We start from the raw sequence: 25969 nt of genomic DNA, 5'->3' as shown, positions 1-25969 counted from the left end.
GATGCGCGCTAGCGACGCTCCGCCGCTCGGTACTGCTGCGCGATCGCGCGCACACCTGCGATGACGGCGGCACCGATGAGGGCGACGGCACCGATGAGGATCATGAGGGCGCCGATGCTCGCTTGGGTGGGGGCGTTCTCGAAGAAGCCCCGACTGGAGGTGCCGAGAAGCGTCAACACACCGATCGGCAGCAGCACCACGGCGACGGCCACCAAGGCGATACCCACGCCGGGAAAGCGAATGCGGCCTCCGGGCAGTGCAGGGTCTACGGACGGTGCGGATTCAGTCATGGGCACAGCGTATGCAGGTTCACACCCGTGGCACACTCCGGCCGTGCGAACCGGAGACCTCGAGCGTGACGCCGACGGTCACGGGCTCGGGCACCAGCGCGATGCCGAAGCGCTCGGCAACGCCTGCCTGCACGGCGCGCGCCAGCGCCACCACATCGGCCGCCGTGGCGCCTCCGCGGTTGGTCAGCGCAAGGGTGTGCTTGGTCGACAGGGACGCGCGCGCATCGGCCGCGACGGCGAAGCCGCGGGAGAAGCCGGCGTGCTCGATCAGCCAGGCCGCCGACGTCTTGACCTTGCCGCCGGCGGCGGCGTAGCGCGGCGCGTCCTGCGGCAGTGCGGCCGCCGATGCCTCGTCGAGAAGGGGATTGGTAAAGAACGACCCTGCGGACCACGTGTCGTGGTCACCCGAGTCGAGCACCATCCCCTTGGAGCGGCGCAGCGCGAGCACGGCCTCGCGCACCTCGGTCAACGGCGCACGCTCCCCCTCGGCCACGTCGAGCGCGGCCGCCAGTTGGGCGTAGCGGATGGGGGCAGACAGCGTCGCCATCCGGGTGTGGAACGTGACGTCGAGGACGATGTACCGCGGGGTGGGATGCCAGACGCCGCCGTCCGGCGCCTCCCCGCGCATCGACCGCTTGAGCAGCGAGTCGCGATACCCGAACTGGAGTGCCACCAGCGGGAACGACCGCACGCGCTCCTCGGTGCGGTCCCAGGTGCGCACGAGCGCGATGGTGTCGCCTACTTCCTGACCGTACGCGCCCACGTTCTGCACCGGAGTGGCGCCCGTAGAGCCGGGGATACCGGACAGCGCCTCGAGCCCCATCCAGTCCTCGGCGACGGCGGTCTCCACCAGGTGATCCCACGGCGTGCCCGCTGTCGCGGTGATCGAGACTCCGCCGCATGCGCCATCGTTCTGGAGCGAAATCTCGGACCGGGCGTCGCGCACCACCACGCCATCAAACCCCTGGTCCCCCACGAGCAGGTTGGAGCCGCCGCCCAGCATCAGGAGGGGCGTGCCAGTGGCATCGGCCTCTCGCACGGCGTCGATCAGGTCGCGCTCGGAGCGCGCCTCGACAACGTTCCGTGCCGGGCCGCCGACGCGCAGGGTGGTGAGATCGGCGAGGGTGGTCATGTCTCTCAGCCTAGGAGGTGTGAGGGGTGGAAGAGCTCGACGACGGACCCTGATCGTCGTCGTCGATGTAGCCCGCACCGCCGGCCCCGGCCTCGTCGGCCTCGAGGGCGGCACGCTCGGCGCGGCGCCTCGCGGCACGCTGCGAACCGAACAGGGCACCCTCCGTGCGCACCGCGCGGGCCAGAGCGAAGGACGTGGCCGATGCCGCGGCAACCACCAGCAGCGCGTCGCGCAGCGGCACCACCTCGCCGAGGAAGCCGATGAGTTGCGGCACCAGCAGGCCCGCCACCGTGGAGAAGGACGCCACCGCGGCGACGCGGGCGGCGGCGCGCGTGGGGTCGTCGGCGGCGGCCGTGAACGCGATCGGGACACCGAGGGCGGCTCCCATGCCCCACAGCACGGCACCGAACGGAATCCACGAGAATGCCGGCGCGAAGGCGAAGACCAGCAGGCCTGCCACCACCAGCACCGCCGAGATGCGCAGTGACACCACGCGGCCCAGGCGGGCGATGATAGGCGCGCCAAACCATCGGACCGTCACCATGGCCACCACGAACACCCAGTAGATGACGTCGCCCATGGCCTCCGGACGGTCGAAGTCGTCGACGATGGTGAGGGCCATCCACTGGGCCGCCGTCATCTCGGTCATCGAGGCAGCGAACACGATGAGGCCGATGAGGATGACGCGTCGCTCGCGGTACTCGGCCTTCGCGGTGGCGAAGGGGCCTCCCAGCGTGGCCGATGCGCTGACAGGCTGGGCGCTGCCGTCGAGGCAGGAGACCGGCACGATCGCGAGGCGGACGGCGGTGATGACAGCGGCGGCGCCGAGGAAATGCCACACGGGGTTGACGCCCACATGACTCAGCGCTGCGCCCACGCCAAGGCTGATCGCCACGCCCAGGGAGAACGTGCCGTGGAACTGGCTCATGATCGCCCGGCCCATGAAGCGCTCCACCGTCGCGGCCTCGGCGTTGATGGCCACGTTGGTAAACGCCATCGAGAACGTCACCAGGAAGTAGCCGAGCGAGAACAGCCACGTCGCCGACATCGCCGTCGAGAGCCCCACCAGAATGATCGCCACGGCCCAGCCCACGCTTGACCACACGAGCAGGGCACGAGTCCCGAAGCGGGCCGCCGCCCACCCGGTCACCAGCAGCGCGATCAGCGAGCCGATGGCGCCCAGCGCGATGAGCAGCGCCACTCACCCGAGCTCACCCCGAGCAGGTCGCGGATGGTGGGCACGCGCGACAAGAAGGTCGCCATGCAGGCGCCCATCAGCGCAAAGAGCGCGAGGACCCCGAGCCGTGCCTGAGCGACGCGCCGGGCATCGGGAGTCGTGGTGGGGGCAAAGCGGGCGCTTGGCACTGGCAGGACTCCTGACGCATCGCCGTCGCAAGGATCCATGCGGCGCGAGGGAAAATGGGGCGGCACTAGTGTAGGAGCACCCACGAACAGGAGGCGCTGTGGCCAGGACCCGACGACCCACGATGGCCGATGTTGCCGCCAAGGCAAAGGTGTCCCTGTCGACGGTGTCGCTTGCCTACTCGGGCGCCGGCCCCATCTCCCCCGAAATGAAGGCAAAGGTGGTGCGCGCCGCCGACGAGCCTGGGTTACACCGGTCCGTCCGCCCAGGCGCGGGCGTTGCGCTCGGGCCGTTCAGGGGTCATCGGCGTGGTGATCCACGACTCGCTCACGCTCGCCTTCCGCGCCCCCTCATCCTCAACGTCATGGACGGCCTCATCTCCGACCTCGGAGAGATGGGCCTTGGAGCCCTGCTCATCCCGGCGCCCCGCGGCGACGAGGGAGAGACGTCGCTCCTCGAGTCCGCCCCCATGGACGCCGCCGTCGTGCTGCGCGTCCGCGACCACGATGACCCCGCCCTCGCCATCCTGCGCAAGCGCGGCCTGCCCGTGGTGGTCATGGACGCCGAACCGCCCGCCGGTGGCGGCCAGGTCACCATCGACGACACATCGGCCACGGTCGAACTCATCGAGCACCTGGTGTCGCTCGGGCACGAGCGCATCGGCACCATCACGTTGCCGCACGCCCCGGGCCTTGAGACGTCGCTGCGTCCCGCCGACTACTGGCCGGAGACGTCCTGGGCGCCGATGCACCACCGCCTCGAGGCGTTCCGACTCGCCGGAGTGCGTCCCTGTGTGGTGGTCGAGTCACGCGAGTCGATGGTGGCGGAGGGCATCGCCGCCGGTCACCTGGCGCTGGCTCACGAGTCGCAGCCGACGGCGCTGGTGGTGCAGTCCGACCTGCTCGCGGCGGGCGTGGTGCTCGCGGCGCGTGAGCTCGATCTCTCGGTCCCCGGCGACGTCTCGATCACCGGGTTCGACGGACTCGACCTGCCCTGGCTCGCCCCACTCGAACTTACGACGGTCTACCAGGACGGCGTCGAGAAGGGTCATGCGCTCGCGAAGGCCGTCAAGGACCTGCTCGCGGGCGAGGAGCCTGCATCCGTGCTCACCCCGCTCGAGCCTACGCATCGGCACCTCGACGGCCCCGGTGAGGCTCGGGGCGCTGAGCCCCGGGCCAACGCGCGAGGTTGAGGCCCCGGCGGTGCGGCGGGACTATTCGCAGTCGACGACGGCCTGGGCTTTGCCCAAGACCCTGGCCCCGTCGTGCTCCACGGTCAGGTCCACGCGCGCGGTGCGGCGTTCCTCGTCCAGTGCGCCAATAACCGCGCGGACGGAGACCACCGCCTCGCCGGGGTTCGGCACAGGGATGGGACGGGTGAAGCGCACCTGGTAGTCGGCGACGTTTCCCGCGCCGGCCCACTCCTCGACCACCGAGGCGCCCACGCCCATGGTGAGCATGCCGTGCGCGATCACGCCGGGCAGACCCACCTCGACGGCGAACACGTCGTTGTAGTGGATGGGGTTGAAGTCTCCGGAGGCACCTGCGTAGCGCACGAGGGCGTCGCGCGTGAGGGCGACCTCACGTTCGGCGACCACCAGGCCCACCTCAAGTCCCGCAAAACTGGGGCTGGTCGACTCGGTCATGCGTCCTCCCTCACGGCCAGGGTCGAGACCACCGTGGCAACGGGGGCGCCGTCGGCGTCGGCCAACTCCGCGCGGGTCGTCACCATGGCGATGCCTGCGCGCTGTTTGATCGCGTCGATGTGGATGGTGGTCGAGATGACGTCGCCTGCCACGAGCGGTCGCACGTGGGTGAAGCGCTCTTCGGCGTGCACCACGCGCGAGAAGTCGACGCCCACCTCGGGGTCCACCACCACGTGGAACTCGGCCTTCTGCGCGATGATCACGGCGAAGGTGCTCGGGGCGACCAGGTCGGCGTAGCCCTCGGCACGCGCGACCGCGACATCCTGGTGGGCGCCCGAGCGGGCGTCCACGGCGTCGGCGAACTCGCGGATCTTCACGCGAGTCACCTCGTACGGCTCGAAGGGGCCGTATTCGCGGCCCACGGCATCGGGATTCACTGGCACGTCCTCAAGCCTAGCGAACGGCCCCACCCCACCCCTCCGGCTGCCGCACATGGCCGCATTTGCGGCACTTCACGCCTCGTCGAGCCGCAAATGGCCGCATTTGCGGCACGAGGAAGGAGGTGGGGACAACCGGGGGCGGCAAGGACTGGGAGCCGGCGCGGAAACGACCGCGCCCCCGTCTCCTCAGCGGGGAGACGGGGGCGCGGCGTCAAGCGATGACTTACGCGACGGCATCCATGATGGGGCCAAGCGCGAAGTACACGACGAAGGCCGCGGCCGCACCCCACATCAGCGGGTGGACCTTGCGCGCGCCACCGGTGGCGATCTGGATGATCACGAACGAGATGAAGCCCACGCCGATACCGGCGGAAATCGAGTAGCCGAACGGCATCACGATGAAGGTCAGGAACGCGGGGATCGCGATCCGGTAGTCCTTCCAGTCAAGGCCCGCGATCTGCGACACCATCAGGAAGCCGACCACGACGAGCACGGGACCGGCGGCCTCGAACGGCACCAGGGCGTACAGCGGCGTCAGGAAGGTCGACAGCAGGAACGCGATACCGGTCACCACGGGGGCGAGACCGGTGCGCGCACCGTCACCCACACCGGCGGCGGACTCGACATACGAGGTGTTCGAGGACACCGATCCGAGACCACCGGCGGCGGCACCGATCGAGTCGACGAGCAGCACCTGCTGCGCGCGCGGCGGGTTGCCGTCCTTGTCGTTCAGACCAGCCTCGGCACCGACGGCGGTCATGGTGCCCATGGTGTCGAAGAAGTCGGTGATGAGGAGCGAGAAGATCAGCAGCAGCGCGGTGAGCACCGGCAGCGACGTGAAGCCGCCGAAGATGTCGACCTGGCCGATGAGGCTGAAGTCGGGCACCGACACGACCTCGTCACCGAGGGTCGGGACCATATTTGCCCAGCCGCCGGGGTTCTCGGCACCGGCACGGCCAAGCCCAGCAACGGCCTCGACGACGACGGCCGCCACGGTCGCGACCACGATCGAGATGAGCAGTGCGCCGCGCACCTTCTTCACCATCAACACGATGGCCGTGATGAGGCCGATGAAGAACACGACCATGGGCCACGTCGCGATGTAGCCACCCTGGCCGAACTGCACCAAGGTGCCGGAGCCGGCGGTGACGATGCCCGCATCGGCCAGACCCAGGAAGGCCAGGAACAGGCCGATGCCGACGGCGATCGCCTGCTTGAGGAACGCCGGGACGGCCGCGAAGACCGCCTTGCGGAAGCCGCTGAGGACCAGCACCGTAATGACGATGCCCTCGATCACCACGAAGCCCATCGCCTCGGGCCAGGTCATGCCCTCACGCGAGGCGATGCCGTACGCGAGGAAGGCGTTGATGCCGAGGCCGGCCGCCATGGCGAGCGGGAAGCGTGCCCACACACCCATCAGGATCGACAGCAGACCCGCGATCAGGGCGGTGGCCGCGGCCACCAGGGGGATGGCCTCCTTGGGCGAGCTCACGCCGCCGAGGAAGTTGCCCTGGCCGTCGGCGACGGTGCCGATGATCAGGGGGTTAAGGACCACGATGTAGGCCATCGTGAAGAAGGTGGTGAGGCCACCGCGGATCTCCTGGGCGAAGGTAGAACCCCGCTCCGTGATCTCGAAGTAGCCGTCGACGCGGCCGAGCAGGCCAGTGCGCGCAGGCGCGGACATGTGTGTCTCCTCAGTGACTTAATGGGTGCTGAGTTCCCAAAATGAATCCACCCGGCGCGCGCGGGGACGGCGCGTTTCCGGGTGGGGATGCGGCGTTAGCGTACCCCTTCGGCGAGCCCCCTTCTCACACACGGGAACGTCACGGCGGGCGCCACGCCAGGGCAAAGCGAAAGGCCCGCCCCTCCTTGCGGAGGAACGGGCCTGGCAGATCAGAAGATCAGCGCGTCTCGCGGTGCGCGGTGTGCTTGCCGCACTTCCGGCAGAACTTGGAGAGGCTCCACACGGTCAGGGTTGTTGCGGCGGTTCTTGCGCGTGATGTAGTTGCGGTCCTTGCACTCGGTGCACGCGAGCGTGATCTTCGGACGAACGTCGTTCTTGGCCATGGTTCTCTCCCAGCCTTGTGAGGACGCGCTTGACGAAAGCGCGGTGCGCAGACGGAACGTCCGCGTCGTAGCGAGGGCGGGACTTGAACCCGCGACCCCACGATTATGAGTCGTGTGCTCTAACCAACTGAGCCTACCCCGCCGCGAGAATGGGACCGCCGCCGCTCTTGAGAAAGAGACGACGGCGAGCCATCCTTGGAGCCCCGACAGGGAATCGAACCCTGGACCTTTTCCTTACCATGGAAACGCTCTGCCGACTGAGCCTATCGGGGCCAGCCGGACTAGGGTACACGCCCTGGGACCAGAAAGTGAAATCGGCCTTTCGGGGCGCTGATGCGCGCGTCAGGCCCCCGTGTCAGCGCCCCTGAATAGGGTGTCGGCATGAGCGCGGATACCGGTGTGGCAGCGGCCCCAGCAGACCTCGGCGCGCGCGAGGCGCGGCGTATCTTCTTGCACGCTCAGTCGCTTTCCGCACCGCGCCCACGGCGCCGTGCCCGGCCCATCGATGTGACGGCGTACCTGGAGCGTCAGGGAGTCCTGCAGGCTCGACACCGTGAACGTCCTGACCCGCGCGCACTACATGCCGCTGTACTCCCGACTCGGCCCCTACGACACGGCGATGGCGGACCACGTCCTGTGGGGACACGAGCGTGGCCATGCCGCCGAGGCCTTCGAACACTGGGGACACGAGGCCTCCGTGATGCCGCATGACCTCCTTCCCCTGATGCATCACCGCATGGTGGGAGGCACGTCATGGAAGGCGCGCACGCGGGACGAGCTCGAGGAGCGGCATCCCGGCCTGCTGGAACGGGTGACGCGCGCCGTTGAGGCGGAGGGTCCCGTCATTGCACGCGACCTCGAGCATCTCGCACCGCCCCAGGGGCCGCGCGGTGACTGGTGGGACCGCAGCGACGTCAAACGCGCCCTCGAGTACCTCTTCATCACTGGAGGCGTGGCGGCGTCCCGTGGCAGGCACTTCGCCCGGACGTACGATGCCGCCTCCCGTGCCTGGGGCCTGTCTGCCGCCGACGCCACCTCCGACTGGGGCCTGCCCACCGAGGAGGCGCGGCAGGCGCTGTTCGATCGAGCGCTCGTCGCCGTGGGTATCGGCACGCCGCGCGACCTCGCGGATCACTTCCGCCTGCCGTACACGGGTAGCGCCGAGGGCCGCGGCGCACTCGACTGGGCCGAGTCAGCCGTCGAGCGCGGGCTCGCCTCCTGGGTCACGGTCGAGGGATGGGCCGAACGAGCGCTCCTCGCCACCGGCGCCGTGGACCCCGGCCGCGCCACCGCCACGGCCCTCCTCAGTCCCTTTGACCCCGTGTGCTGGTTCCGTCCACGCCTGAAGCGAATGTTCGACGTCGAGTACCGCATCGAGATCTACACGCCCGCGCCGCAGCGCCAGTACGGCTACTACTGCCTCCCGCTGCTGGTGGGTGACCAGATCCCGGCGCGATTCGACCTCAAGGCGGATCGCAAGGCCGGCGCGCTGCTGGTCCAAGCCGCATGGCGCGAACCCGGCCGTGCCCCCGGAGCCCGCCGTCTTCCTCAGGCGGCGGTCGCCCGCGCGGCCGTGCGGGAATTGACGACGATGGCGCGGTGGTTAGGACTGGAGTCGGTCAGCGTCGCCCCCAGGGGCGACCTCGCGCCCGACGTAGCATCAGCCCTGGTCCCTCGCACGGGCGGGGCCGCCGATGCCGCGTTAGGGTGAGCGGAGCGACACCCGCGGCGATGGCCGCCGCGGCTGACGAGAAAGCGAGAGCCTCCCTGTGAGCACACCGTCCCCTGCTCCGATCGCCGACGCGAAGCCTGAATCGCCGCGTTCTCGGCATCACCATCGGAGCCGCCCTGGGAGGATTCCTCTTCGGCTTCGACTCCTCCGTCATCAACGGGGCCGTCGAGTCGATCGAAAAGGACTTCTCGCTGTCCGCAGCATTCTCGGGCTTCGTCGTGGCGTCCGCGCTGCTCGGTTGCGCCGTCGGTGCCTGGTTCGCCGGCGGCATCGCCAACCGGTTCGGCCGCATTCGCGTCATGGTGATCTCCGCCGCACTCTTCTTGGCATCCGCGATCGGCACGGGACTCGCGTTCGCGGTGTGGGACCTGATGCTGTGGCGGATCGTCGGCGGCGTCGCCATCGGCGCGGCTTCCGTCATAGCCCCCGCCTACATCGCCGAGGTCGCGCCCGCGAAGTTCCGCGGCCGGCTGGGTTCGCTCCAGCAGATGGCCATCGTGCTCGGCATCTTCGCCGCGCTGCTGTCGGACCAGGTCCTCGCCGAGGTCGCCGGCGGCGCCGACGAGGTGCTGTGGTTCGGGCTCGAGGCCTGGCGCTGGATGTTCATGGCCTGCGCGATCCCTGCGGTGATCTACGGCATCGCGGCGCTGCGTCTTCCGGAGTCGCCGCGCTACCTTGTCTACCGCAGGCGCAAGGATGAGGCCGCCGAGGTGCTCCGCACCTTCTCCGGCGAGACGGACGTCGACCACCGCATCGCCGAGATTGAGCGCTCGATCGGCCACGACGAGAACCAGTCGATCCGCGACCTGCGCGGTCAGCGCTTTGGCCTCATGCCGATCGTGTGGATCGGCATCCTGCTGAGCATCTTCCAGCAATTCGTCGGCATCAACGTCATCTTCTACTACTCCAACTCGCTGTGGCAGTCGGTCGGGTTCGAGGAGTCGCAGGCGTTCCTGACCTCGACCATCACGTCGGTCACCAACATCGTGTTCACCATCGTCGCGATCATCTTCGTCGACCGCATCGGCCGGCGCCTGCTGCTGCTCGTGGGCTCGTCGGGCATGTTCGTGTCGCTACTGGCGATGGCGATCGCTTTTTCCACGGCGACACTCGACGACAGGGGCAACGCCGTGCTCGACGGCGCCTGGGGCGGCGTCGCGCTGGCAGGCGCCAACCTGTTCACCGCCTTCTTCGCGGCCACGTGGGGTCCCGTGGTGTGGGTGCTGCTGGGCGAGATCTTCCCCAACCGCATCCGCGCCGTGGCGCTGGCCGTTGCCGCCGCCGCGCAGTGGCTCGCCAACTGGACCATCACGATGACGTTCCCCCTGTTCGCGGACATCGGCCTCACGTTCGCCTACGGCTTCTACGCCACGATGGCGCTCCTGTCGCTCTTCTTCGTGATCTTCAAGGTCCCCGAGACCAAGGGCATGGAACTCGAGGACATGGACAGCGTCGAGATCCGAGGCGGCAAGTTCGTGACGATCGAGGACGGCGAAAAGAAGGTCATCTCCTAACCGCCTCGCGGCGACGGAGGGCCGGGGCCATGGGTCCCGGCCCTCCGTGCGTTCCGGCACCTACCGTGGAGAAGTGACCTGGTTCTACGACCCGCGCGCCACGTACGAGGACAACCTCGCCCACGGGCCGTTCGGGGCATTCGCGCAGGACGCAGGCTCCCGATGCCGCGGCCGATGCCACGAATACCAGGCAGTCGCACCCTCGCCACACCTTCGTGGGCCAGCCGGTGCATCGGCCCTTCGGGATACCCGCCGGCCCCCTGGTCAACGCCTCCTTCTGCGCCGCGGCCTTCACTCAGTACTTCGACATTGCCGTGTACAAGACGGTCCGCACCGCCGCGCACGCGTCGCACCCCTTTCCCAACTGCCTGGCCGTGCGCGTGAACGGACCCCTCGACCCTGACCGCCTCGACACCCTGTGCGCGGACGCGGACGTCGACACCGCGCGATCCATCACCAACTCGTTCGGGGTGCCCTCGCGCGACCCCGATGCGTGGCAGCGCGACATGGCCGCTGCGGTCCGTGCCGCGGCTCCCGGCCAGGTGCTCGTCGGCTCGTTCCAGGGAACCCGGACTGGTACCGGCGAGGACGCATACGTCGCCGACCACGTGCGTGCGGCGACACTGTGTGTCGAGGCCGGGGCACCGGTGCTCGAGATGAACCTCTCGTGCCCCAACGAGGGCACCGGCAATCTGTTGTGCTTCGACACGGCGCTCGTGGCACGCATCGCCGCCGCCGTGAAGGAGGCCGTGGGCGACGTTCCGCTCCTGCTCAAGGTGGCTCATTTCCGCACCGACGAGGCGCTCACGGAGTTCCTCGCGGCGACGGCCACCATCGTCGACGGCTATGCGGCCATCAACACCGTGCCCGCGCGCCTCGTCGACGCCTCGGGCGCCCCGGCACTTCCCGGCGCCGGCCGGGAGGTAGGCGGAGTGTGCGGCGAGGCGATCCTTCCCGCGGCGCTGGGCATGGTCCGTCGCATCGCGCGGTGGCGGGCCGGTGCGGGCGCCGACGTGGCCCTCGTGGGCGTGGGTGGCGTCATGAATGTCGAGGACGTGGCGGCGCACGTCGCCGCGGGTGCCGATGCCGTCATGAGTGCCACCGGGGCGATGATCGACCCGCAGGCTCGGCCGGCGTGTCGCGTCCGTGTCGTGGCCTCGCTGACGCCCGACACGCCGCGAACCGGGACCAAGGGCCCAGAACTCCGCCATCGGCAGATCTAGTGTCATTCCGCAGGCACCACCACTACATGTAGTGGTTCGGTAGCCCGGGGGACACGCACCACTGTCGCGGGAGGACACCATGAGCATCACCGACCTTGACCACGCCGCCACGGCCTCGACGCCCCACGAAGGCGAGTCCGCCCTGCGCGTCGTCAAACGCGACGGTCGTACGCTGGAGTTCGACGCGAGCCGCATCCACGCCGCGCTGCGCAAGGCCTTCGTCGAGGTCTACGTCCCGCTGACGCCGGTCCACGAGTCGCGGCTGGCATCGCTCACCGCCCGCGTGGTCGCCGAACTGCGTCACAGCCACCTTGGCGACGTCAAGATCTACGAGATCCAGGGTGCCGTCGAACACGAACTGCTCGAGGCCGGCGAATACGAGGTGGCCCGCGCGTACATCGACTACCGCGTCGCACGCGACTTTCGCCGCGCCAAGGCGACCGACCTCAACCACACCGTGAACACCCTGCTGGAGAAGGACTCCAGCGTGGTCAACGAGAACGCCAACAAAGACGCCGACGTCTTCAACACCCAGCGCGACCTCACCGCCGGGCTGGTGGGCAAGGCCATCGGCCTGCGTCTCCTACCGCCACACGTCGCCAACGCCCACACCAAGGGCGACCTGCACTTCCACGACCTCGACTACCAGCCGTACGCCCCCATGACGAACTGCTGCCTCATCGACATCCCCGAGATGTTTTCCCACGGGTTCCGCATGGGCAACGCCGAGATTGAGCCGCCGCGCTCCATCCAGACCGCCACCGCACAGATCTCCCAGATCATCGCGAACGTGTCCTCGAGCCAGTACGGCGGCTGCACCGTCGACCGCATCGACGAGGTCCTCGCGCCCTACGCCGCCCTGAACTTCGACAAGCACCTCGCCGAGGCCGCCGCCTGGATTCCCGACCCGAGCCAGCATCGGCCGTATGCCGAAGAACGCACGCGCAAGGACATCTACGACGCGATGCAGTCGCTCGAATACGAGATCAACACGCTGTTTACATCCAACGGCCAGACACCGTTCACGTCGGTGGGCTTCGGGCTCGGAACGTCCTGGTACGAGCGCGAGATTCAGACCGCGATCCTGGAGATCAGGCGCCGCGGTCTGGGCAAAGAGGGCCGCACCGCCATCTTCCCCTGCCTGCTGTTCACCCTGCGTCGCGGCGTCAATCTCGAGGCCGGCGACCCCAACCACGACATCAAGCAACTCGCCGTGCGCTGCGCCACCGAGCGCATGTACCCGGACGTGCTGTCCTACGACAAGATCGTGGAACTCACCGGCTCCTTCAAAGCACCGATGGGCTGCCGGTCCTTCCTGCAGGGATGGACGGACGCCGATGGAAACGACGTGGTCAACGGGCGCATGAACCTCGGCGTCGTCACGCTCAACCTGCCCAGGATCGCCCTCGAGGCCGAGGGTGACCTCGACGCGTTCTGGAAGGCTCCTGGACCAGCGACTCGAGGTGGCGCACGACGCCCTGGTGTTCCGCGTGGAGCGCTGCAAGGAGGCCGTCCCGGCCAACGCGCCCATCCTGTACGTGCACGGAGCCTTCGGTCAGCGCCTCGCGGTCGAGGACGATGTGGATGACCTGTTCCGCAACGGGCGCGCCACGGTCTCGCTCGGGTACATCGGACTGTACGAGGTGGCGGCGGCGTTCTTCGGCGGCGCCTGGGAGGGCAACGACGAAGCCAAGGACCTCACCCTGGCGGTCCTGCGCCGCCTCCAGGGTGCCACCGCCGCATGGAAGGCCGAGTCCGGCTACCACTTCTCGGTGTACTCGACCCCGTCGGAGTCACTGACGGACCGGTTCTGCCGGCTCGACCGCGAGCGCTTTGGCGCAGTCACGGACATCACCGACAAGGACTACTACACCAACTCTTTCCACTACGACGTGCGCAAGAACCCCACGCCGTTCGAGAAGCTCGACTTCGAGGCGCCGTACCCCGCGCTCGCCTCCGGCGGATTCATCCACTACGTGGAGTACCCCGTGCTGCGCACCAACCCCGCCGCCCTCGAGGCCGTGTGGGACTACGCCTACGACCGCGTGGGCTACCTGGGCACGAACACGCCCATCGACCGCTGCTATGCATGCGGTTACACAGGAGACTTCGACCCGACCGCGCGCGGCTTCGCGTGCCCCGAATGCGGCAATGACGACCCGCGCACCTGCGACGTCGTCAAGCGCACGTGCGGGTACCTGGGCAACCCCCAGGCGCGCCCGATGGTCCACGGACGGCACGAGGAGATCGCGGCGCGGGTCAAGCACCTGCCCGGCTCCGTGCGCGTGGACCCCGCGGCACCCACCGGTGCGGCGGACGCGGCCGGGTCGAACCCTTCGGCGTCCGGCTCGGGCGTCGCCGCAGGCGGCTAGGGGGACCCGCGGTGGCACTTGAGCCGGACGTCCGCACGTGGAGGGCCGAGAAGGTCTCCCACAGTTACGTCGCGGACTACAAGCCGTTCGCCTTCGTCGATGGCGAGGGCGTGCGCTGCTCGCTGTACGTCGCCGGCTGCCTCTTCAAGTGCGTCGGCTGCTACAACGAGGCCGCATGGTCATTCCGCTATGGAAAGCCGTACTCGCGCGACCTCGAGGACCGCGTCATGGCGGACCTCGCTCACCCCGCGGTGCAGGGACTGTCCCTGCTCGGCGGCGAGCCCTTCCTCAACACCCAGGTGGCGCTGTCAGCGGTGCGCCGGCTCCGGGAGGAGTTCGGCGACGAGCGCGACGTGTGGTGCTGGACCGGATACACGGTCGAGCGGCTCATGATCGACACCGAGGACAAGCGCGAACTCCTCGGCCTCATCGACGTCCTCGTGGACGGCACCTACGAGGAGGAGCAGCGGGACCTCTCGCTCGCCTTCCGCGGCTCGCGCAATCAGCGCGTGCTCGATGCGTGCGCCACCGTCGCGGCCGGCCACGCGGTGGCCTGGGGCCAAGGCTGAGTCCGGCCTGAGTCCGGCCTGAGCATGGGGGCGCGCCCGGACCGCGGCGTCCGCACCACAATTCCGCCGGTGACCTCGCCGCGCGCAGTGGTGGCCCGTGTGACACGACCCCGCCCTCACGCTCCGCGCGACAACTGTGGTGCGGACGGCGGCGCCATGGTGGTGAGCCCTACTCGCACACCACCCCGTCGCCGTCGCGATCCGTGTACCAGTCGTACTCGGGGTCCACGCCCTTGACGTACGGGCCGAGGCCCGCGGGCAGCCGGTTGCAGTACTCGTAGCGCGGGTCCAGGTCGCCCTCGGACGCACCCGAGCCGGCCGCGGACTCCTCGGTGGACTTGGGCTTGCTGGTCTGCGCAGGCTCGGCGGCCTCGACGTGCTCTGGCGCCTCGCCGAGTCCGCTGGCGATCACGGGCTGATCCCCCGCGGCGGGCAACTCTTGACCGGGGCACCTCTCGAGCACGTCGACCATGGCGGCGCGCTCCGCGGGAGTCACCCACAGCCCGTACTTGGTCTTGACGGCGACCTGTCGCGCGACGTACTCGCAGCGGAACTCCTCGGCGGGCGGTAGCCACTCAGCGGCGTCGTCATCGCCCTTGGAGCGGTTCTCGCCCGCGTCGACTGGCTCGAGGTTGAGGGGGTCGTTGGCGAAGGTCACCCGCTCCGAGTACGTCAGGTCCTGCGCACCCGTGGTCCACGCGGCGGACAGCGCCACCAGGTGATCGATGTCCACCTCGCTTGACCCGCCGCGCTCAAAGTGGATCCACTCCCCCGTGAACGGGTCGGCGAGGTCTCCAGAGGTGATGGCGCAGGATCCGGACGTCTCGGTGTTGTCGAGGCGCAACGCGAGCATGTCGTCTCGCGTGCCACAGCCGTTGCGGTCCACGTCCACCCAGCCGTCGCCGAACTGCTCGCGGGCGTACCCGTCGCTGGAGGCCGCGTCGCGCACGTCGAGGGCCATCAGCGCTGCCATCGCGTCACCGGCGGGAGCTGCCGCGGACGCCGTGGTGGACGGGCTGGGAGAAGCCGCCGGCCGCGTCGGGGACGGGGTCGCGCTGGGGCTTGCGGCCGCCGTGGCCGTCACGCTGCTCTCGGGTACGGCCGATGCCGCCTCCTCGGCCGGAGGCGAGGCGCTGAGGGCCCCGCCGGGCTCGTCAGCGCCGGGTTCGTCCGCTCCGGAGCCCCCGCGACGGCCGCGAGCGCGTAGAACGCGATCACCACGGCGGTGGCGATGACCTTGGCGATGAGGCGCGGTCCACGGCGCAGCCACAGCAGGATGAGCCCCGGCAGCAGGCACAGCATGAAACCCACGACGATGACGGGCCAGGACAACCACCACGGGTTGCGGGCGCCGCGTGCGCGCACGGGCACGGTTTCGGACATGCGTGAGCCTCGCGGTGTCATGGTGCTCCCTCAGCGTCTGACTGACGGGAACAGTAGCCCGAGCAGCCGCACCGACACGAACCGCTGTGACTCTTTTCTCATGCCCGGGAACGGCGAAGGCCCCGCCGTGGCGGGGCCTTCTGTGGTGGCAGGTGAGGGATTCGAACCCCCGAAGTCTGTGACGGCTGATTTACAGTCGGCTCCCTTTGGCCGCTCGGGCAACCTGCCTTGCTCCCGGTCCACGAGGAACCTGGCGCGCATGGAAGGATAGCAACGAAAGCGGCTCCGACGCGAATCCGTCGCCGCCGCAGCCGATTCAGACGCATCGGCCGCCTACCGGGCGGCCCCTCAAGGAGGATGACATGGCTTCCGACAGCAGCTTCGACGTAGTGAGCAAGGTGGACCGCCAGGAGGTCGACAACGCCCTCAACCAGGCGTCCAAGGAGATCCAGCAGCGCTACGACTTCAAGGGCGTGGGCGCCTCGATCGAGTGGTCCGGCGACTCCATCGTGATGAAGGCCAACTCCGAGGAGCGCGTGCTCGCCATCCTCGACGTCTTCCAGTCAAAGGTCATCAAGCGCGGCATCTCGCTGAAGGCCATCGACCAGGGCGAGCCCGCACAGTCGGGCAAGGAGTTCCGCCTGAGTGCCTCCATCAAGGAGGGCATCGCCACCGACGTCGCCAAGAAGGCTCACCAAGGCTCATCCGTGACGAGGGCCCCAAGTCGGTGAAGGCGCTCATCCAGGGCGACGAGCCTGCGCGTCGCCTCCAAGAGCCGCGATGACCTGCAGGAGGCCATCCAGTTGCTGAAGAACGCGGACGTGGACACCGCGCTGCAGTTCGTCAACTACCGCTAATCGTGGGCTCCGCCGTCATGGGCGGAGCCACCGCGGACCGCCCCGGACCGCCCGCGCGCGCTCGCGCCGTTCCGTTCGCGCATGGATCCCGCCGCAGCACGGGGTGTGGGCCATGCTTCTGCTGCCGTACCTTGCGGGCCTGCGCTACGGCGCGGTGTGGCTCGATGTGCCGCTGCTGATCGGCTGGCTCTCGGGTTTGCTGATGTCGCACCACGCGCTCCTGGCGGTCAAGACGGGCCGATGGCGACGGGTGCGCTCGCAGGTCCTCGCCTTTGGCGCGGTCTGCGCCGCGTGCCTCGTTCCCGTAGTGGCGATCCGGCCCGCGCTGGCCTGGTTCGCCCCGGCCTTCGCCGTGTTCATGGGGGTCAATGCGGCCTTCTGCCGGTGGGGCAACGAGCGCGCGACCCTGAACGGGGTCGCCTCCGTGACGATGGCCTCCATGATGGCGATGATCGTCCCCGTGACCGCGGGCCTGCCATGGACCACGGGCGTGCCCATCGCCACCGCCACATGGCTGTACCTGACGGGCACCGTGGTGCACGTGAAGGCGATGATCCGTGAGTACGGGTCACGCCGCCAGCAGGTCATCTCCGTGACCTATCACGCGGTGGCGCTGGCGGCGGCGACGGCCCTGCAGCCGTGGTTCGCGGTGCCCTTTTCCTTGATGCTGGCACGCACCGTCGTGATGCCGCGACGGCCGCGCATGAGGGCGCCGGTCATCGGCATCGTCGAGGTCGTCCTGACCCTCATCCTGCTGGGATTCCTGCTGACGGTGCCGCTGGGAGCGGCAGCGGCTTAGAAGTGCTGGCCGTTGCGGCGCGCCATCTCTTCCAGGCGGCCGATGCGCTGGTCCATCGGCGGGTGAGTGGCGAACAGGTTGGCGAGGCCCTCGGCCTTGAACGGGTTCGCGATCATCATGTGCGAGACGTTCTCGAGCTTCGGGTCGGCGGGCAGCGGCCTCGCGGCGGTGCCGCGCTCGCCTGCGTAGCGCGCTGGCCAGCGCCAGCGGGTCGCCGGTGAGGGTGGCGCCATCCTCGTCCGCGTCGTACTCGCGGGTGCGGGAGATCGCCATGCGGATCAGCGTCGCCGCGATGGGTGCGAGGAACAGCATGGCGAGCATCGCGATGGGGCCGAGCGGGTTGTCGCGGTTATTGCCGCCACCGCCAAGGAAGAACAGCATCTGAGCGACGGCCGTGATGAGTCCCGCGAAGGCCGCGGCCACGGAGCCGATGAGGATGTCGCGGTTGTAGACGTGCTGGAGTTCATGGCCGAGCACGCCGCGCAATTCGCGCTCGTCAAGCAGGCGAAGGATTCCCTCCGTGCAGCACACGGCGGCGTTCTGCGGGTTGCGGCCCGTGGCGAACGCGTTGGGCGCCTCGGTAGGCGAGACGTACAGCCTGCGGCATCGGCTGGTTTGCCTGGGCGGACAGTTCACGGACGATGCGGTACATCGCGGGCTGCTCGACCTCGGTGACGGGCCGGGCATGCATCGCGCGGATCGCGAGCCTTGTCGGAGTTCCAGTACCCGTAGAAGGTGCCGAAGAGGCCGAAGGCCGCGAACAGCCAGATGTATTGGCCGTTGCCCACGAACGACCCGATCCCCAGCAGCACGACCCACATCAGGACGAACAGCCCCATGGTCTTCACGCCGTTGAAGTACTTGCCTGCCACGCTTCCTCTTTCCTCACGTGAGTCTCAGCGAGGAAACGGCCGATGCGACGGCCAGGTTCCCTCGTCGCCGCCTCTCGGCGGCACTCGCGCCCACCGATCGCACGATCACCGTGCTGGAAGGATTCTACGAGCGCTCGCGCCCAGCCGTTGCCGGATCCGTGGGCGTGAGTGCGCGCCGGTAACAGACGAGGTCGGCCCGTTCCTCCCACGAGTCCACCTCGACGAATCCGAGGCGCCCGTACAGTCGCCGCGCGCCCTCGCGCCAGCGCCACACGGTCAGCGCCGCCACGGTGTCGCCTCGCGCGGATGCCATGGCACATGCGGCCTCGATCAGCGCCGCGCCCACACCCCGGCCACGCGCCGGGGGCAACGTCCAGAGCCGCTTGATCTCGCATCGGCCCTCACGGGCTGCGGTGAGCACCACCATGCCCAGGGGCGTGCCGTCGACCTCGGCGATCAGCACCGTGGCGTCCGCGAGCGCGGCGGCTGGGTCGTCGATCTCGCGCCGGTAGCGCTCGGGTAGGGCCGATGCGTCGAGCACCCGCGCGCCCTTCTCGCGTTCGGTGACGGTCAGGTAGTCCGCGAGCATCGCGCTCACGGCCGCCCGGTCCTCCGGCGCGTCAAGGATCGCCACGCGAACGGCCGCCCCTGGACGCACAAAGGCCGGCGCCACAGGAGTGTCGGCGCCGGCCTCGTGAGGGGTCATGCGTTACTTGCGACCGAGCGCGATGTCCGTCATCTCGTCGCGGGGAACGACCTTGATGCGCTCGCGGCCGTCGGCCTCGCCCAGCGCACGCTCGTGCGCGTCGAGAAGCTCCCAGTCGTGCCACTGCACCACGTCGACACCGCGCTCCTTGAGCAGGTGCAGGACGTTGTCGGGGCTGAGCCTGCTGCGCACCGGCCTGCGACTCGGCGTAGAGACGCTCGGCGTCCTCGACGAGGTTCGCGATGGTTTCCTGGGCGTCGGACTTGGTGTGGCCGATGAGACCCACGGGTCCGCGCTTGATCCACCCGGTGGTGTACATGCCGGGAACGACGTCACCGCCGTCGACCACGCGGCCACCCTCGTTGGCGATGGTGCCCTTCGAGTCGTCGAACGGGAGACCCTCGATCGCGGTGCCGTAGTAGCCCACTGCGCGGTACACGGCCTGAACCGGGTAGTCGATGAATTCGCCCGTGCCCTTGACGTTGCCGTCACCCTGCAGCGCGGTGCGCTCCATGCGGATGCCGGTGACCTTGCCGTCCTCGCCGAGGACCTCGTGGGGCGACTGCAGGAAGTGCAGGTGGATGCGACGCGACGCGGTGCCGGGCTCCTTGAGCGCGTAGTCGGTCAGCGTCTTGACGACCTGCTTCTGCTGCTTGTTGTTCTCGGCGACCTCCATGGAAGCCTCGTCGAACTCGTAGTCGGTCTCGGGGTACACCACGATGTCGACGTCCGGCACGTGGCCCACTCACGCAGCTCGAGCGGCGAGAACTTCACCTGCGCGGGGCCACGGCGGCCGAACACGTGCACGTCCGTGACGGGCGAGGACGCGAGGCCCTCGTACACGTTGTCGGGGATCTCGGTGACCTTGATGTCCTGGGGGTGCTTGGCCAGGACGCGGGCCACGTCGAGCGCGACGTTGCCGACGCCGAGGATGGCGATCTCCTTGGCCTCGAGCGGCCACTCGCGCGGCACGTCGGGGTGGCCGTCGAACCACGAGACGAAGTCCGCGGCACCATACGACCCATCCAGGTCAATACCAGGGATGTTGAGGTCGGAGTCCTTGAAGGCTCCGGTGGCGAAGATGACGGCGTCGTAGTGGGCGCGCAGATCCTCGAGGGTGAGGTCGGTACCGATGTTGACGTTGGCCAGCAGACGGATGTCGCCGCGGCTCAGCACGTTGGCGAGAGCCACGATGATCTGCTTGATACGGGGGTGGTCAGGGGCCACGCCGTAGCGGACCAGACCAAAGGGGGCGGGCAGGCGCTCGATGATGTCGATCGACACGTCGAGGCCAGACTTGGACAGGATGTCGGACGCGTAGGTTCCGGCGGGGCCGGCGCCGATCACGGCGACGCGCAGGGGACGTTCGGTGGTCACGGGACTCACATTCCTTGGCGGCAGGGAAGCAGGCCGCGAGGGCGCTCTCGAACGGCACTAGGGACCGAGTATAGACACGGCTTGGCCACGCGCCGCGAGCAGCCTCTCGTCATCCGGATGCCTGAGCGGCTTCCGCGTCCTTCAGCCCGGCGAAGCCCGAAAGTCGCACCGTCAGCGTCACGGTGAGCCTCCGTGAGGTTCTCGCGGCGAGCCGCCATCGCGTCGATCATCTCGCCATACAACGCCACCGTCTGGTCCGAGTACGACGACAACTCACCGCGCAGATACGTCTCGAAAGATGTGTCGGTGACGGTGTCCTGAGCGGTGCGCAACAACCGCATGCCCTCACCCAAGCGTGGGTAACGCACGTGAAACGCATCGGCCCAGCGCACCTGAGTGGCGATGATGCGCTCCTGGAGCGCCACCCGGTCGGCCGTCAGTGCCGGGAGGTACGGGGCAAGGTCGCTGTAGTACCGCTCGGGTTCGGTTGATTCCATCATCCGCGCGTACTTCTCGGTCAGCAGATTGCGGCCTGCCGCGTCGGCCGCGCGGAGGTCGGCCGCGTACGAGGCGAGGAGAGGGCTGGGCCACGTCAGAAACTGGCTGAGACGCTGCGCCCTGAAGGTGGGCCAATTGTCTTGGCACGCGGCCCGTCCCCCTCGTTCTCGACGCGATCAAACTGCGTGAACTCATGGCGCACGACAGCCTCGGCGGCGTCGAGCCGTACGGCAAGGTCGGTGTCTTCCATGGGATGGAACTCCTTCTACTGCTGTCTGAGCCAGGGGTCGGTGATACGGGCGGCGATCGCCGCTCGATGATGCTCAAGGAAGCCGGAGGGCTCGTCAGACAGGCGCTGGGCGCGCACCTCGGCCGCGACGGCCGCGCACACCGCCTCGATGCGGTCCATCAGCGCGATACGTGCGGGGCCCGCACCCTTTCCTCCCTCGCCAAAACCCTCGCCACCCCAGCAGGCAGCAGAGGCCACCCGCATCACACCGGTGAGGTCGCCATGGACTTCGGGTAGACGCGAGAGCGGCCGCTCAGCCAGCCGGCGCAGCGCCGCAAACTGCCACTTGTAGTAGGGCAGGTATCCGACCACCGTGGGCCTGTTGAGGAGAAAGACAGCGGACGCGGACGCGCGCACAAACTCACCGATGCTCAGGAACGCGGCTTCCCCATCCCCGCGCCCGAGCATCCGAGGGACGTTGTACTGGCCGGCTTGCGCCATCATCCCCAGGCGCCGCGACAGGTGGGCCAGTCGCACGTCCTCAGGCATGCGCAGAAACGATCCCCTCGCAGGCTCCGAAGGCTCCGACCGGGTCCGCGAAGACCTCGCCGTTGGTTGCGGCGGCCAGCGTTGGCTCGTCCAGGCTGAGCCAGAGGTGCGGTTCGCCGGCCGCGGGCGCCTGCGCCATGCCCGTCAACGATGTGAAGAACTCGGCGACCGAGAACACCCCATGACGACGCTGGCCACCGGCCGAGATCGCGGAACGCGCAGCACCGTCGATGGCCAGCAGCGCGTCGTAGTCACGCCGCAATGCCTCGCCGATCTCTTGCTCGTCCTCCTGCGTCAGCCATAAGCACAGGCTCGCTCCGAAATCATGGTCGACACTGACCGCGTCATCGAAGCCATACGCCTCCGAGCCGTGCCCCACGAGCCCTGCGGCGATCCGGCCCACATGATCGGGGTAGCGCTCCGCCAACATCGGCCGCACGCGGTCCACCCAGAGTTGGCGGGCGAGGATGAGGCCCGGCACATGCGGTTCGCGCGCTGCACCCGCCGCGTCGTGCGCGCTGACCTCGATGGGCTCGGTTGGCTCGCCTGGCACGGGCTCTGATTCCGCTTCCGCACGGGCCGCCGCCAGATTCTCGGCGGTGATCCGATAGGCGTCTGACGAGGTGCCATATGCCCTGGCCACCACGCTCAGCGCATGGTCGAGCGACGCGGCGGCCTCGTGGGCCCGCCCCTGCCGGAGAAGGACCTCGGCGTACGCCGCGTGGGCCGCGGCCGCATGCGGGTCCTCGTCCGCACCCGCTGCCGACAGAATCTCGATGGCCCGCGCCGCGTGCGTCTCCTGCGCGCCCAGGTCGCCAGCCATCGACGCCGTGGTCGCGAGATTGACGTGAGTCATCGCGATGTCGATGTCACGCCCTGGGTCTACTGACCCACGCTCGAGCACCGCGAGCGCCTTCGACTGCTCAGTCAGTGCAGAGGAGTACTCGCCCGCGTCTACCAGCGCGAGCGAAAGATTGTTGTGCAGTGCCGCGCGGCGACGATCGTCATCCCTCCAGAGCCGCTCGCCTACGGCGAGGGCCTGCGCATACGTGTCACGGGCATCGTCCGTCCGTCCCGCAGCCCGCAACGCGGTCGCGGCGTTGATCAAGGTCGTCGCTTCCGCCTCGCTGCCGTGGAGACCCAGCCGATCGACGAGGTCGAGGGCACGTTGCGCCGCCTCGAGGGCCGCGTCATGCTCCGACACCGACCGATGGAATCCCGCAGCCTCGTTACTCAGGGTCAGGAGCGCATGGGCATCACCGGCCGCCTCGGCCCGGCCGAGTGCCTCCGACAGGATCAACCGGGCCTCGTCGGGGCCGCCGCCCAAGGCGTGGACCCGGTCGAGGTCGGCCAGAACACTCGCCACATCGACCCGTCCGGTGTCACTCATACGGCCCCTCCTTGACGTCACTTCCAGCGTAGGACCGCCTCTTCACATCACCTGGGCCGTATGGCACACTTGGCCTCATGTCCCAGAAGCAGATCGTTCGCGCATCCATGATGTGCCGCTGCTGCTGTGCCATGTGTCTGTCGGCCTGACCGCCCGCGGATACAGTCCCTGTAGCCCTGGGCGCTCGGCCTTCCGAGCGTGAACCAGACGCGCTGACGAAGGCCTCGCTCCCAGAAATGAACGAGTCGAGGAGTCTCGGTGACCGACACCGACACCACCCAGCCTGCACCCGATGCCGCCGCCGCTGAGGCGGAGGAGCGCCGCCGCCACCGCGAAGAGGCGCGCCTCATTCGCACCCGCGAGGCCGCCGCACGCAAGAACACCGCGTCGAAGGACGGCCAATGGGCGGCAGGAGACCGCACGCCCCTGAACCCGAACGAGGAGATGAAGGCCGCAGGCGACCCGCTCGAGGTGCGCGGCCGCATCGAGAACCTCTACTCCAAGTGGGGCTTCTGGTCCATTCCTCCGGGCGACCTGCGCGGCCGCTTCCGCTGGTGGGGCCTGTACACGCAGCGCCGCCAGGGCATCGACGGCGGCAAGACCGCCATCCTTGAGCCGCACGAGGCTCGACGACGAGTTCTTCATGCTGCGCGTGCGTTCCGACGGCGGCCACTCAACGTGGCGCAGACTCGCACCATCGCGGACATCTCCACCACCATGGCCCGCGACACCGCCGACGTGTCGGACCGTCAGAACATCCAGGCTCCACTGGATCCGCATCGAGGACGTCCCGGAAATCTTCCGTCGCGTCGAAGAGGTGGGCCTGCTGTGCACCGAGGCGTGCGGTGACGTGCCCCGCGTCATCCTTGGCTCTCCCGTCGCGGGCGTGTCCCAGGACGAGCCTAATCGACCCCACGCCGCAGATCCGCGACATCATGGATCGCTACATCGGCAACCCCGAGTTCTCGAACCTGCCGCGCAAGTTCAAGACGGCCTTCACCGGCATGCCCGTGCCGGACATCCTGCACGAGGTCCAGGACATCGCCTTCTGCGCGGTCGAGCATCCCGAGCCTGGGCATCGGCTATGACCTGTGGGTGGGCGGAGGCCTCTCGGTGAACCCGATGCTGGGCCACCGTCTCGGCGTGTTCGTGAAGCCGGAGATTGTGCACGAGGTGTGGAAGGGCGTGGCGTCGATCTTCCGCGACCACGGCTACCGCCGCCTGCGCACGCGCGCCCGCCTCAAGTTCGTCCTCAAGGCCTGGGGACCCGAGAAGTTCCTGCAGGTGCTTCAGGACGACTACCTGGGCTACGAGCCTGCCGAAGGGCCCCGGCCCGCAGGCTCGCCAAGCCCGGCGACCGTGGCGACCACGTGGGAATCCACCCGCAGAAGGACGGCAAGTTCTACGTGGGCGTCGCCCCCGTGGCGGGCCGCGTCTCCGGCGAGAAGCCTCAGCCGTATCGCGGACATCGCGGAGGCCGCGGGCTCCGACCGCATTCGCCTCACGCCGCTGCAGAAAATCCTCGTGCTCGACGTGCCCGAGGACAAGGTCAACGACGTCGTCAACGGGCTGCGTGCCCTGGAGCTCGAGTCGGACCCCGGCGAGTTCCACCGCAACGTCATTGCCTGCACCGGCATCGAGTACTGCAAGGCTCGCCATCGTGGAGACCAAGGCCACGGCGCGCGAGGTGGTCAAGGTTCTCGACGAGAAGTTCCCCACGCTCGACAACCCCATCACCGTGCATGTCAACGGTTGCCCCAACTCGTGTGCCCGCGTGCAGATCGCGGACATCGGCTTCAAGGGCCGCCTGGTGCTGGACGAGGAGTCGGGCGAGCAGGTGCCGGGCTTCCAGGTGCACCTTGGCGGCAGGCTTGGCCGCGGCGAGGACAACGACTTCGGTCGCAAGATCCGCGCCCACAAGGTCACCGAGAAGGGCATGCCCGAATACGTGGAGCGCGTCACCACCAACTACCTGGCGCACCGCACCAGCCCGGCCGAGTCCTTCGCGGACTGGGCCTTCCGGGCGGAGGAGGAGCCTGATCAAATGACAGCAATCCTGCCGGGCGCGGCCACGCTGACCCTGCTCAACCCCAAGGAGTGGAACGCCGAGACGTGCGCGGAAGTCAACGCACGCCTCGAGCACGCCTCCGCCAGCCACATCGCCGACTGGGCGGTCGCGACCTTCGGTCACGACTTGGTGGTCGCGGGGTCGATGCAGGACACGATCCTGCCCCACCTCTTCGGCACCCGCCTCGAGGGCGTCGACATCCTGTTCCTCGAGACGGGCTATCACTTCGCGGAGACCATCGCGACGCGCGACGCCGCGGCCGCCGCCTTCCCCGTCACCATCATCAACGTGGAGCCCGAGCTCACGGTCGCGCAGCAAGACGAGCAGTACGGCAAGGACCTGTTTGCGCGCGACCCGAACCTGTGCTGCCAGATGCGCAAGGTCGAGCCCCTGAAGCGCGCTCTCGGCAACTATCGCGCCTGGGTGACCGGCGCACGCCGGGTGGACGCCCTGACGCGCTCCGAGATGCCCGTGGTGAGCCTGGGACGCCAAGCACGGCCTCGTGAAGATCAATCCGATCGCGCTGTGGGACGACGACGCCGTGGAGGACTACCAGGTGCGCCACGACCTTCCCCGCAACCCGCTCGTGGCCCAGGGCTATCCGTCCATCGGCTGCCTGCCGTGCACCAACAAGGTTGCTCCCGGCGAGGACCCGCGCTCCGGCCGCTGGACCGGCCAGGGCAAGACGGAGTGCGGCATTCACACGTGAGGCGCATGACACGCCGGCGTGAGGCGTAGGTCACACGAAATTCACGGTTGATGTCTGGTGCATCACACCTGTATGTCGTAGCCTGACCAGCACCGGGGAGAGGTGGCTACCCCCGGCGCACGTCAGGATGCATCGGCAGGCGGCCGGCGCGTCACCGCCAACGAGGTCGAATCCGGCTCCTGCCG

22 protein-coding genes, 3 tRNA genes and 6 pseudogenes are annotated in these 25969 nt (G+C 68.8%); 11 read left to right on the top strand and 20 right to left on the bottom strand.

Features of this window, described 5'->3' with window-relative positions; translation table 11 throughout:
• Positions 1–8: 8 nt before the first annotated feature.
• Genes QQK48_RS10460 through QQK48_RS10445 form a run of 4 tightly spaced genes read right to left on the bottom strand, consistent with a single transcriptional unit; the run spans position 9 to position 2787 of the window.
• Positions 9–290 (bottom strand): hypothetical protein, encoded by a 282-nt coding sequence (locus QQK48_RS10460; protein WP_284328415.1) that lies wholly within the window; start codon positions 288–290, stop codon positions 9–11.
• Between the two features lie 19 nt (positions 291–309).
• Positions 310–1422, bottom strand: coding sequence for a UDP-N-acetylmuramate dehydrogenase (locus tag QQK48_RS10455; RefSeq protein WP_284328414.1), 1113 nt, complete (start codon positions 1420–1422; stop codon positions 310–312).
• Positions 1423–1432: 10 nt separating this feature from the next.
• Positions 1433–2623 (bottom strand): MFS transporter, encoded by a 1191-nt coding sequence (locus QQK48_RS10450; protein ID WP_284328413.1) that lies wholly within the window; start codon positions 2621–2623, stop codon positions 1433–1435.
• Positions 2584–2787, bottom strand: a complete 204-nt coding sequence (locus QQK48_RS10445) for a hypothetical protein (protein WP_284328412.1) — start codon at positions 2785–2787, stop codon at positions 2584–2586. The genes QQK48_RS10450 and QQK48_RS10445 overlap by 40 nt, the downstream gene beginning before the upstream one ends.
• A 98-nt stretch (positions 2788–2885) precedes the next feature.
• Here QQK48_RS10445 and QQK48_RS10440 point away from each other — a divergent pair, with 98 nt between their 5' ends.
• Positions 2886–3977 carry a LacI family DNA-binding transcriptional regulator gene (locus QQK48_RS10440; protein WP_284328411.1) on the top strand — a complete coding sequence of 364 codons (1092 nt, stop codon included), beginning with the start codon at positions 2886–2888 and terminating at the stop codon, positions 3975–3977.
• 21 nt (positions 3978–3998) lie between these two features.
• On the opposite strand, the gene QQK48_RS10435 is transcribed toward QQK48_RS10440, so the two are convergent.
• From QQK48_RS10435 to QQK48_RS10410, 6 genes and pseudogenes are all read right to left on the bottom strand, one after another.
• Entirely contained in the window at positions 3999–4430 is a 432-nt protein-coding gene (locus QQK48_RS10435) for a MaoC/PaaZ C-terminal domain-containing protein (protein ID WP_284328410.1), read from the bottom strand.
• Positions 4427–4873, bottom strand: a complete 447-nt coding sequence (locus QQK48_RS10430) for an FAS1-like dehydratase domain-containing protein (RefSeq protein WP_284328409.1) — start codon at positions 4871–4873, stop codon at positions 4427–4429. Before QQK48_RS10430 ends, QQK48_RS10435 begins: the two co-directional genes overlap by 4 nt.
• A 220-nt stretch (positions 4874–5093) precedes the next feature.
• The gene (locus tag QQK48_RS10425; protein ID WP_284328408.1) at positions 5094–6554 is read right to left on the bottom strand and encodes an NCS2 family permease; all 1461 of its coding nucleotides are present in this window, start codon (positions 6552–6554) and stop codon (positions 5094–5096) included.
• Positions 6555–6771: 217 nt separating this feature from the next.
• Positions 6772–6937, bottom strand: a pseudogene (gene rpmG / locus QQK48_RS10420) (50S ribosomal protein L33).
• Positions 6938–7005: 68 nt separating this feature from the next.
• Positions 7006–7080, bottom strand: a tRNA-Met gene (locus tag QQK48_RS10415).
• 53 nt (positions 7081–7133) lie between these two features.
• A tRNA-Thr gene (locus QQK48_RS10410) sits at positions 7134–7210 on the bottom strand.
• Positions 7211–7490: 280 nt separating this feature from the next.
• On the opposite strand from QQK48_RS10410, the gene QQK48_RS10405 reads away from it, so the two are divergent.
• The 6 genes from QQK48_RS10405 (at position 7491) to nrdG (ending at position 14347) form a co-directional block, all read left to right on the top strand.
• Positions 7491–8648 (top strand): winged helix-turn-helix domain-containing protein, encoded by a 1158-nt coding sequence (locus QQK48_RS10405; RefSeq protein ID WP_284328407.1) that lies wholly within the window; start codon positions 7491–7493, stop codon positions 8646–8648.
• Between the two features lie 74 nt (positions 8649–8722).
• Positions 8723–10183 carry a sugar porter family MFS transporter gene (locus QQK48_RS10400; RefSeq protein ID WP_284329371.1) on the top strand — a complete coding sequence of 487 codons (1461 nt, stop codon included), beginning with the start codon at positions 8723–8725 and terminating at the stop codon, positions 10181–10183.
• 215 nt (positions 10184–10398) lie between these two features.
• On the top strand, positions 10399–11406 hold the full coding sequence (locus QQK48_RS10395; protein WP_284328406.1) for a tRNA-dihydrouridine synthase: 1008 nt from the start codon (positions 10399–10401) through the stop codon (positions 11404–11406).
• A 79-nt stretch (positions 11407–11485) separates the two neighbouring features.
• A complete protein-coding gene (gene nrdD / locus QQK48_RS10390) occupies positions 11486–12994 on the top strand; it encodes an anaerobic ribonucleoside-triphosphate reductase (protein ID WP_284328405.1) in 1509 nt (502 codons plus the stop codon).
• A complete protein-coding gene (gene nrdD, locus QQK48_RS10385; protein ID WP_284328404.1) occupies positions 12897–13778 on the top strand; it encodes an anaerobic ribonucleoside-triphosphate reductase in 882 nt (293 codons plus the stop codon). Before nrdD (QQK48_RS10390) ends, nrdD (QQK48_RS10385) begins: the two co-directional genes overlap by 98 nt.
• Positions 13779–13789: 11 nt before the next feature.
• Positions 13790–14347: an anaerobic ribonucleoside-triphosphate reductase activating protein gene (gene nrdG, locus QQK48_RS10380; RefSeq protein ID WP_284328403.1), complete on the top strand. Its 558-nt coding sequence runs from the start codon at positions 13790–13792 to the stop codon at positions 14345–14347.
• 169 nt (positions 14348–14516) lie between these two features.
• Here the strand turns inward: nrdG and QQK48_RS10375 are convergent, their stop codons facing one another.
• The 3 genes from QQK48_RS10375 to QQK48_RS10365 all read right to left on the bottom strand — a co-directional run bounded on the left by QQK48_RS10375 (position 14517) and on the right by QQK48_RS10365 (position 15958).
• Positions 14517–15320, bottom strand: coding sequence for a GmrSD restriction endonuclease domain-containing protein (locus QQK48_RS10375; RefSeq protein ID WP_284328402.1), 804 nt, complete (start codon positions 15318–15320; stop codon positions 14517–14519).
• Positions 15321–15427: 107 nt separating this feature from the next.
• On the bottom strand, positions 15428–15730 hold the full coding sequence (locus QQK48_RS10370; RefSeq protein ID WP_284328401.1) for a hypothetical protein: 303 nt from the start codon (positions 15728–15730) through the stop codon (positions 15428–15430).
• A gap of 143 nt (positions 15731–15873) precedes the next feature.
• A tRNA-Tyr gene (locus tag QQK48_RS10365) sits at positions 15874–15958 on the bottom strand.
• A gap of 134 nt (positions 15959–16092) precedes the next feature.
• Between QQK48_RS10365 and QQK48_RS10360 the strand changes: the two are divergent.
• Positions 16093–16587: pseudogene (locus tag QQK48_RS10360) on the top strand (YajQ family cyclic di-GMP-binding protein).
• 85 nt (positions 16588–16672) lie between these two features.
• Positions 16673–17386, top strand: coding sequence for a YwiC-like family protein (locus QQK48_RS10355; RefSeq protein WP_284329370.1), 714 nt, complete (start codon positions 16673–16675; stop codon positions 17384–17386).
• On the opposite strand, the pseudogene htpX reads toward QQK48_RS10355, so the two are convergent.
• The 7 genes and pseudogenes from htpX to QQK48_RS10320 form a co-directional block, all read right to left on the bottom strand.
• Positions 17383–18225: pseudogene (gene htpX, locus QQK48_RS10350) on the bottom strand (zinc metalloprotease HtpX). The gene QQK48_RS10355 and the pseudogene htpX sit on opposite strands and share 4 nt — an antisense overlap.
• Before the next feature lie 157 nt (positions 18226–18382).
• Positions 18383–18892: a GNAT family N-acetyltransferase gene (locus tag QQK48_RS10345; RefSeq protein WP_284329369.1), complete on the bottom strand. Its 510-nt coding sequence runs from the start codon at positions 18890–18892 to the stop codon at positions 18383–18385.
• A gap of 75 nt (positions 18893–18967) precedes the next feature.
• Positions 18968–20350 (bottom strand): annotated as a pseudogene (locus QQK48_RS10340) (FAD-dependent oxidoreductase).
• Positions 20347–20949, bottom strand: a pseudogene (locus QQK48_RS10335) (DUF4125 family protein); the annotation flags it as partial. The pseudogenes QQK48_RS10340 and QQK48_RS10335, both read right to left, overlap by 4 nt.
• Positions 20934–21089 (bottom strand): hypothetical protein, encoded by a 156-nt coding sequence (locus QQK48_RS10330; RefSeq protein WP_284328400.1) that lies wholly within the window; start codon positions 21087–21089, stop codon positions 20934–20936. The pseudogene QQK48_RS10335 and the gene QQK48_RS10330, both read right to left, overlap by 16 nt.
• Before the next feature lie 15 nt (positions 21090–21104).
• The gene (locus QQK48_RS10325; protein WP_284328399.1) at positions 21105–21617 is read right to left on the bottom strand and encodes a DUF4037 domain-containing protein; all 513 of its coding nucleotides are present in this window, start codon (positions 21615–21617) and stop codon (positions 21105–21107) included.
• A complete protein-coding gene (locus QQK48_RS10320; protein ID WP_284328398.1) occupies positions 21610–23007 on the bottom strand; it encodes a tetratricopeptide repeat protein in 1398 nt (465 codons plus the stop codon). Before QQK48_RS10320 ends, QQK48_RS10325 begins: the two co-directional genes overlap by 8 nt.
• Positions 23008–23451: 444 nt before the next feature.
• Between QQK48_RS10320 and QQK48_RS10315 the strand changes: the two are divergent.
• A pseudogene (locus QQK48_RS10315) lies at positions 23452–25042 on the top strand (nitrite/sulfite reductase); the annotation flags it as partial.
• Positions 25043–25051: 9 nt separating this feature from the next.
• Positions 25052–25813, top strand: a complete 762-nt coding sequence (locus QQK48_RS21760) for a phosphoadenosine phosphosulfate reductase domain-containing protein (RefSeq protein WP_431308420.1) — start codon at positions 25052–25054, stop codon at positions 25811–25813.
• Positions 25814–25969: the final 156 nt, after the last annotated feature.

Source organism: Demequina litorisediminis, assembly GCF_030161615.1.
Lineage (GTDB): Bacteria > Actinomycetota > Actinomycetes > Actinomycetales > Demequinaceae > Demequina > Demequina litorisediminis.
This window is presented reverse-complemented; position numbering and strand designations above follow the sequence as displayed.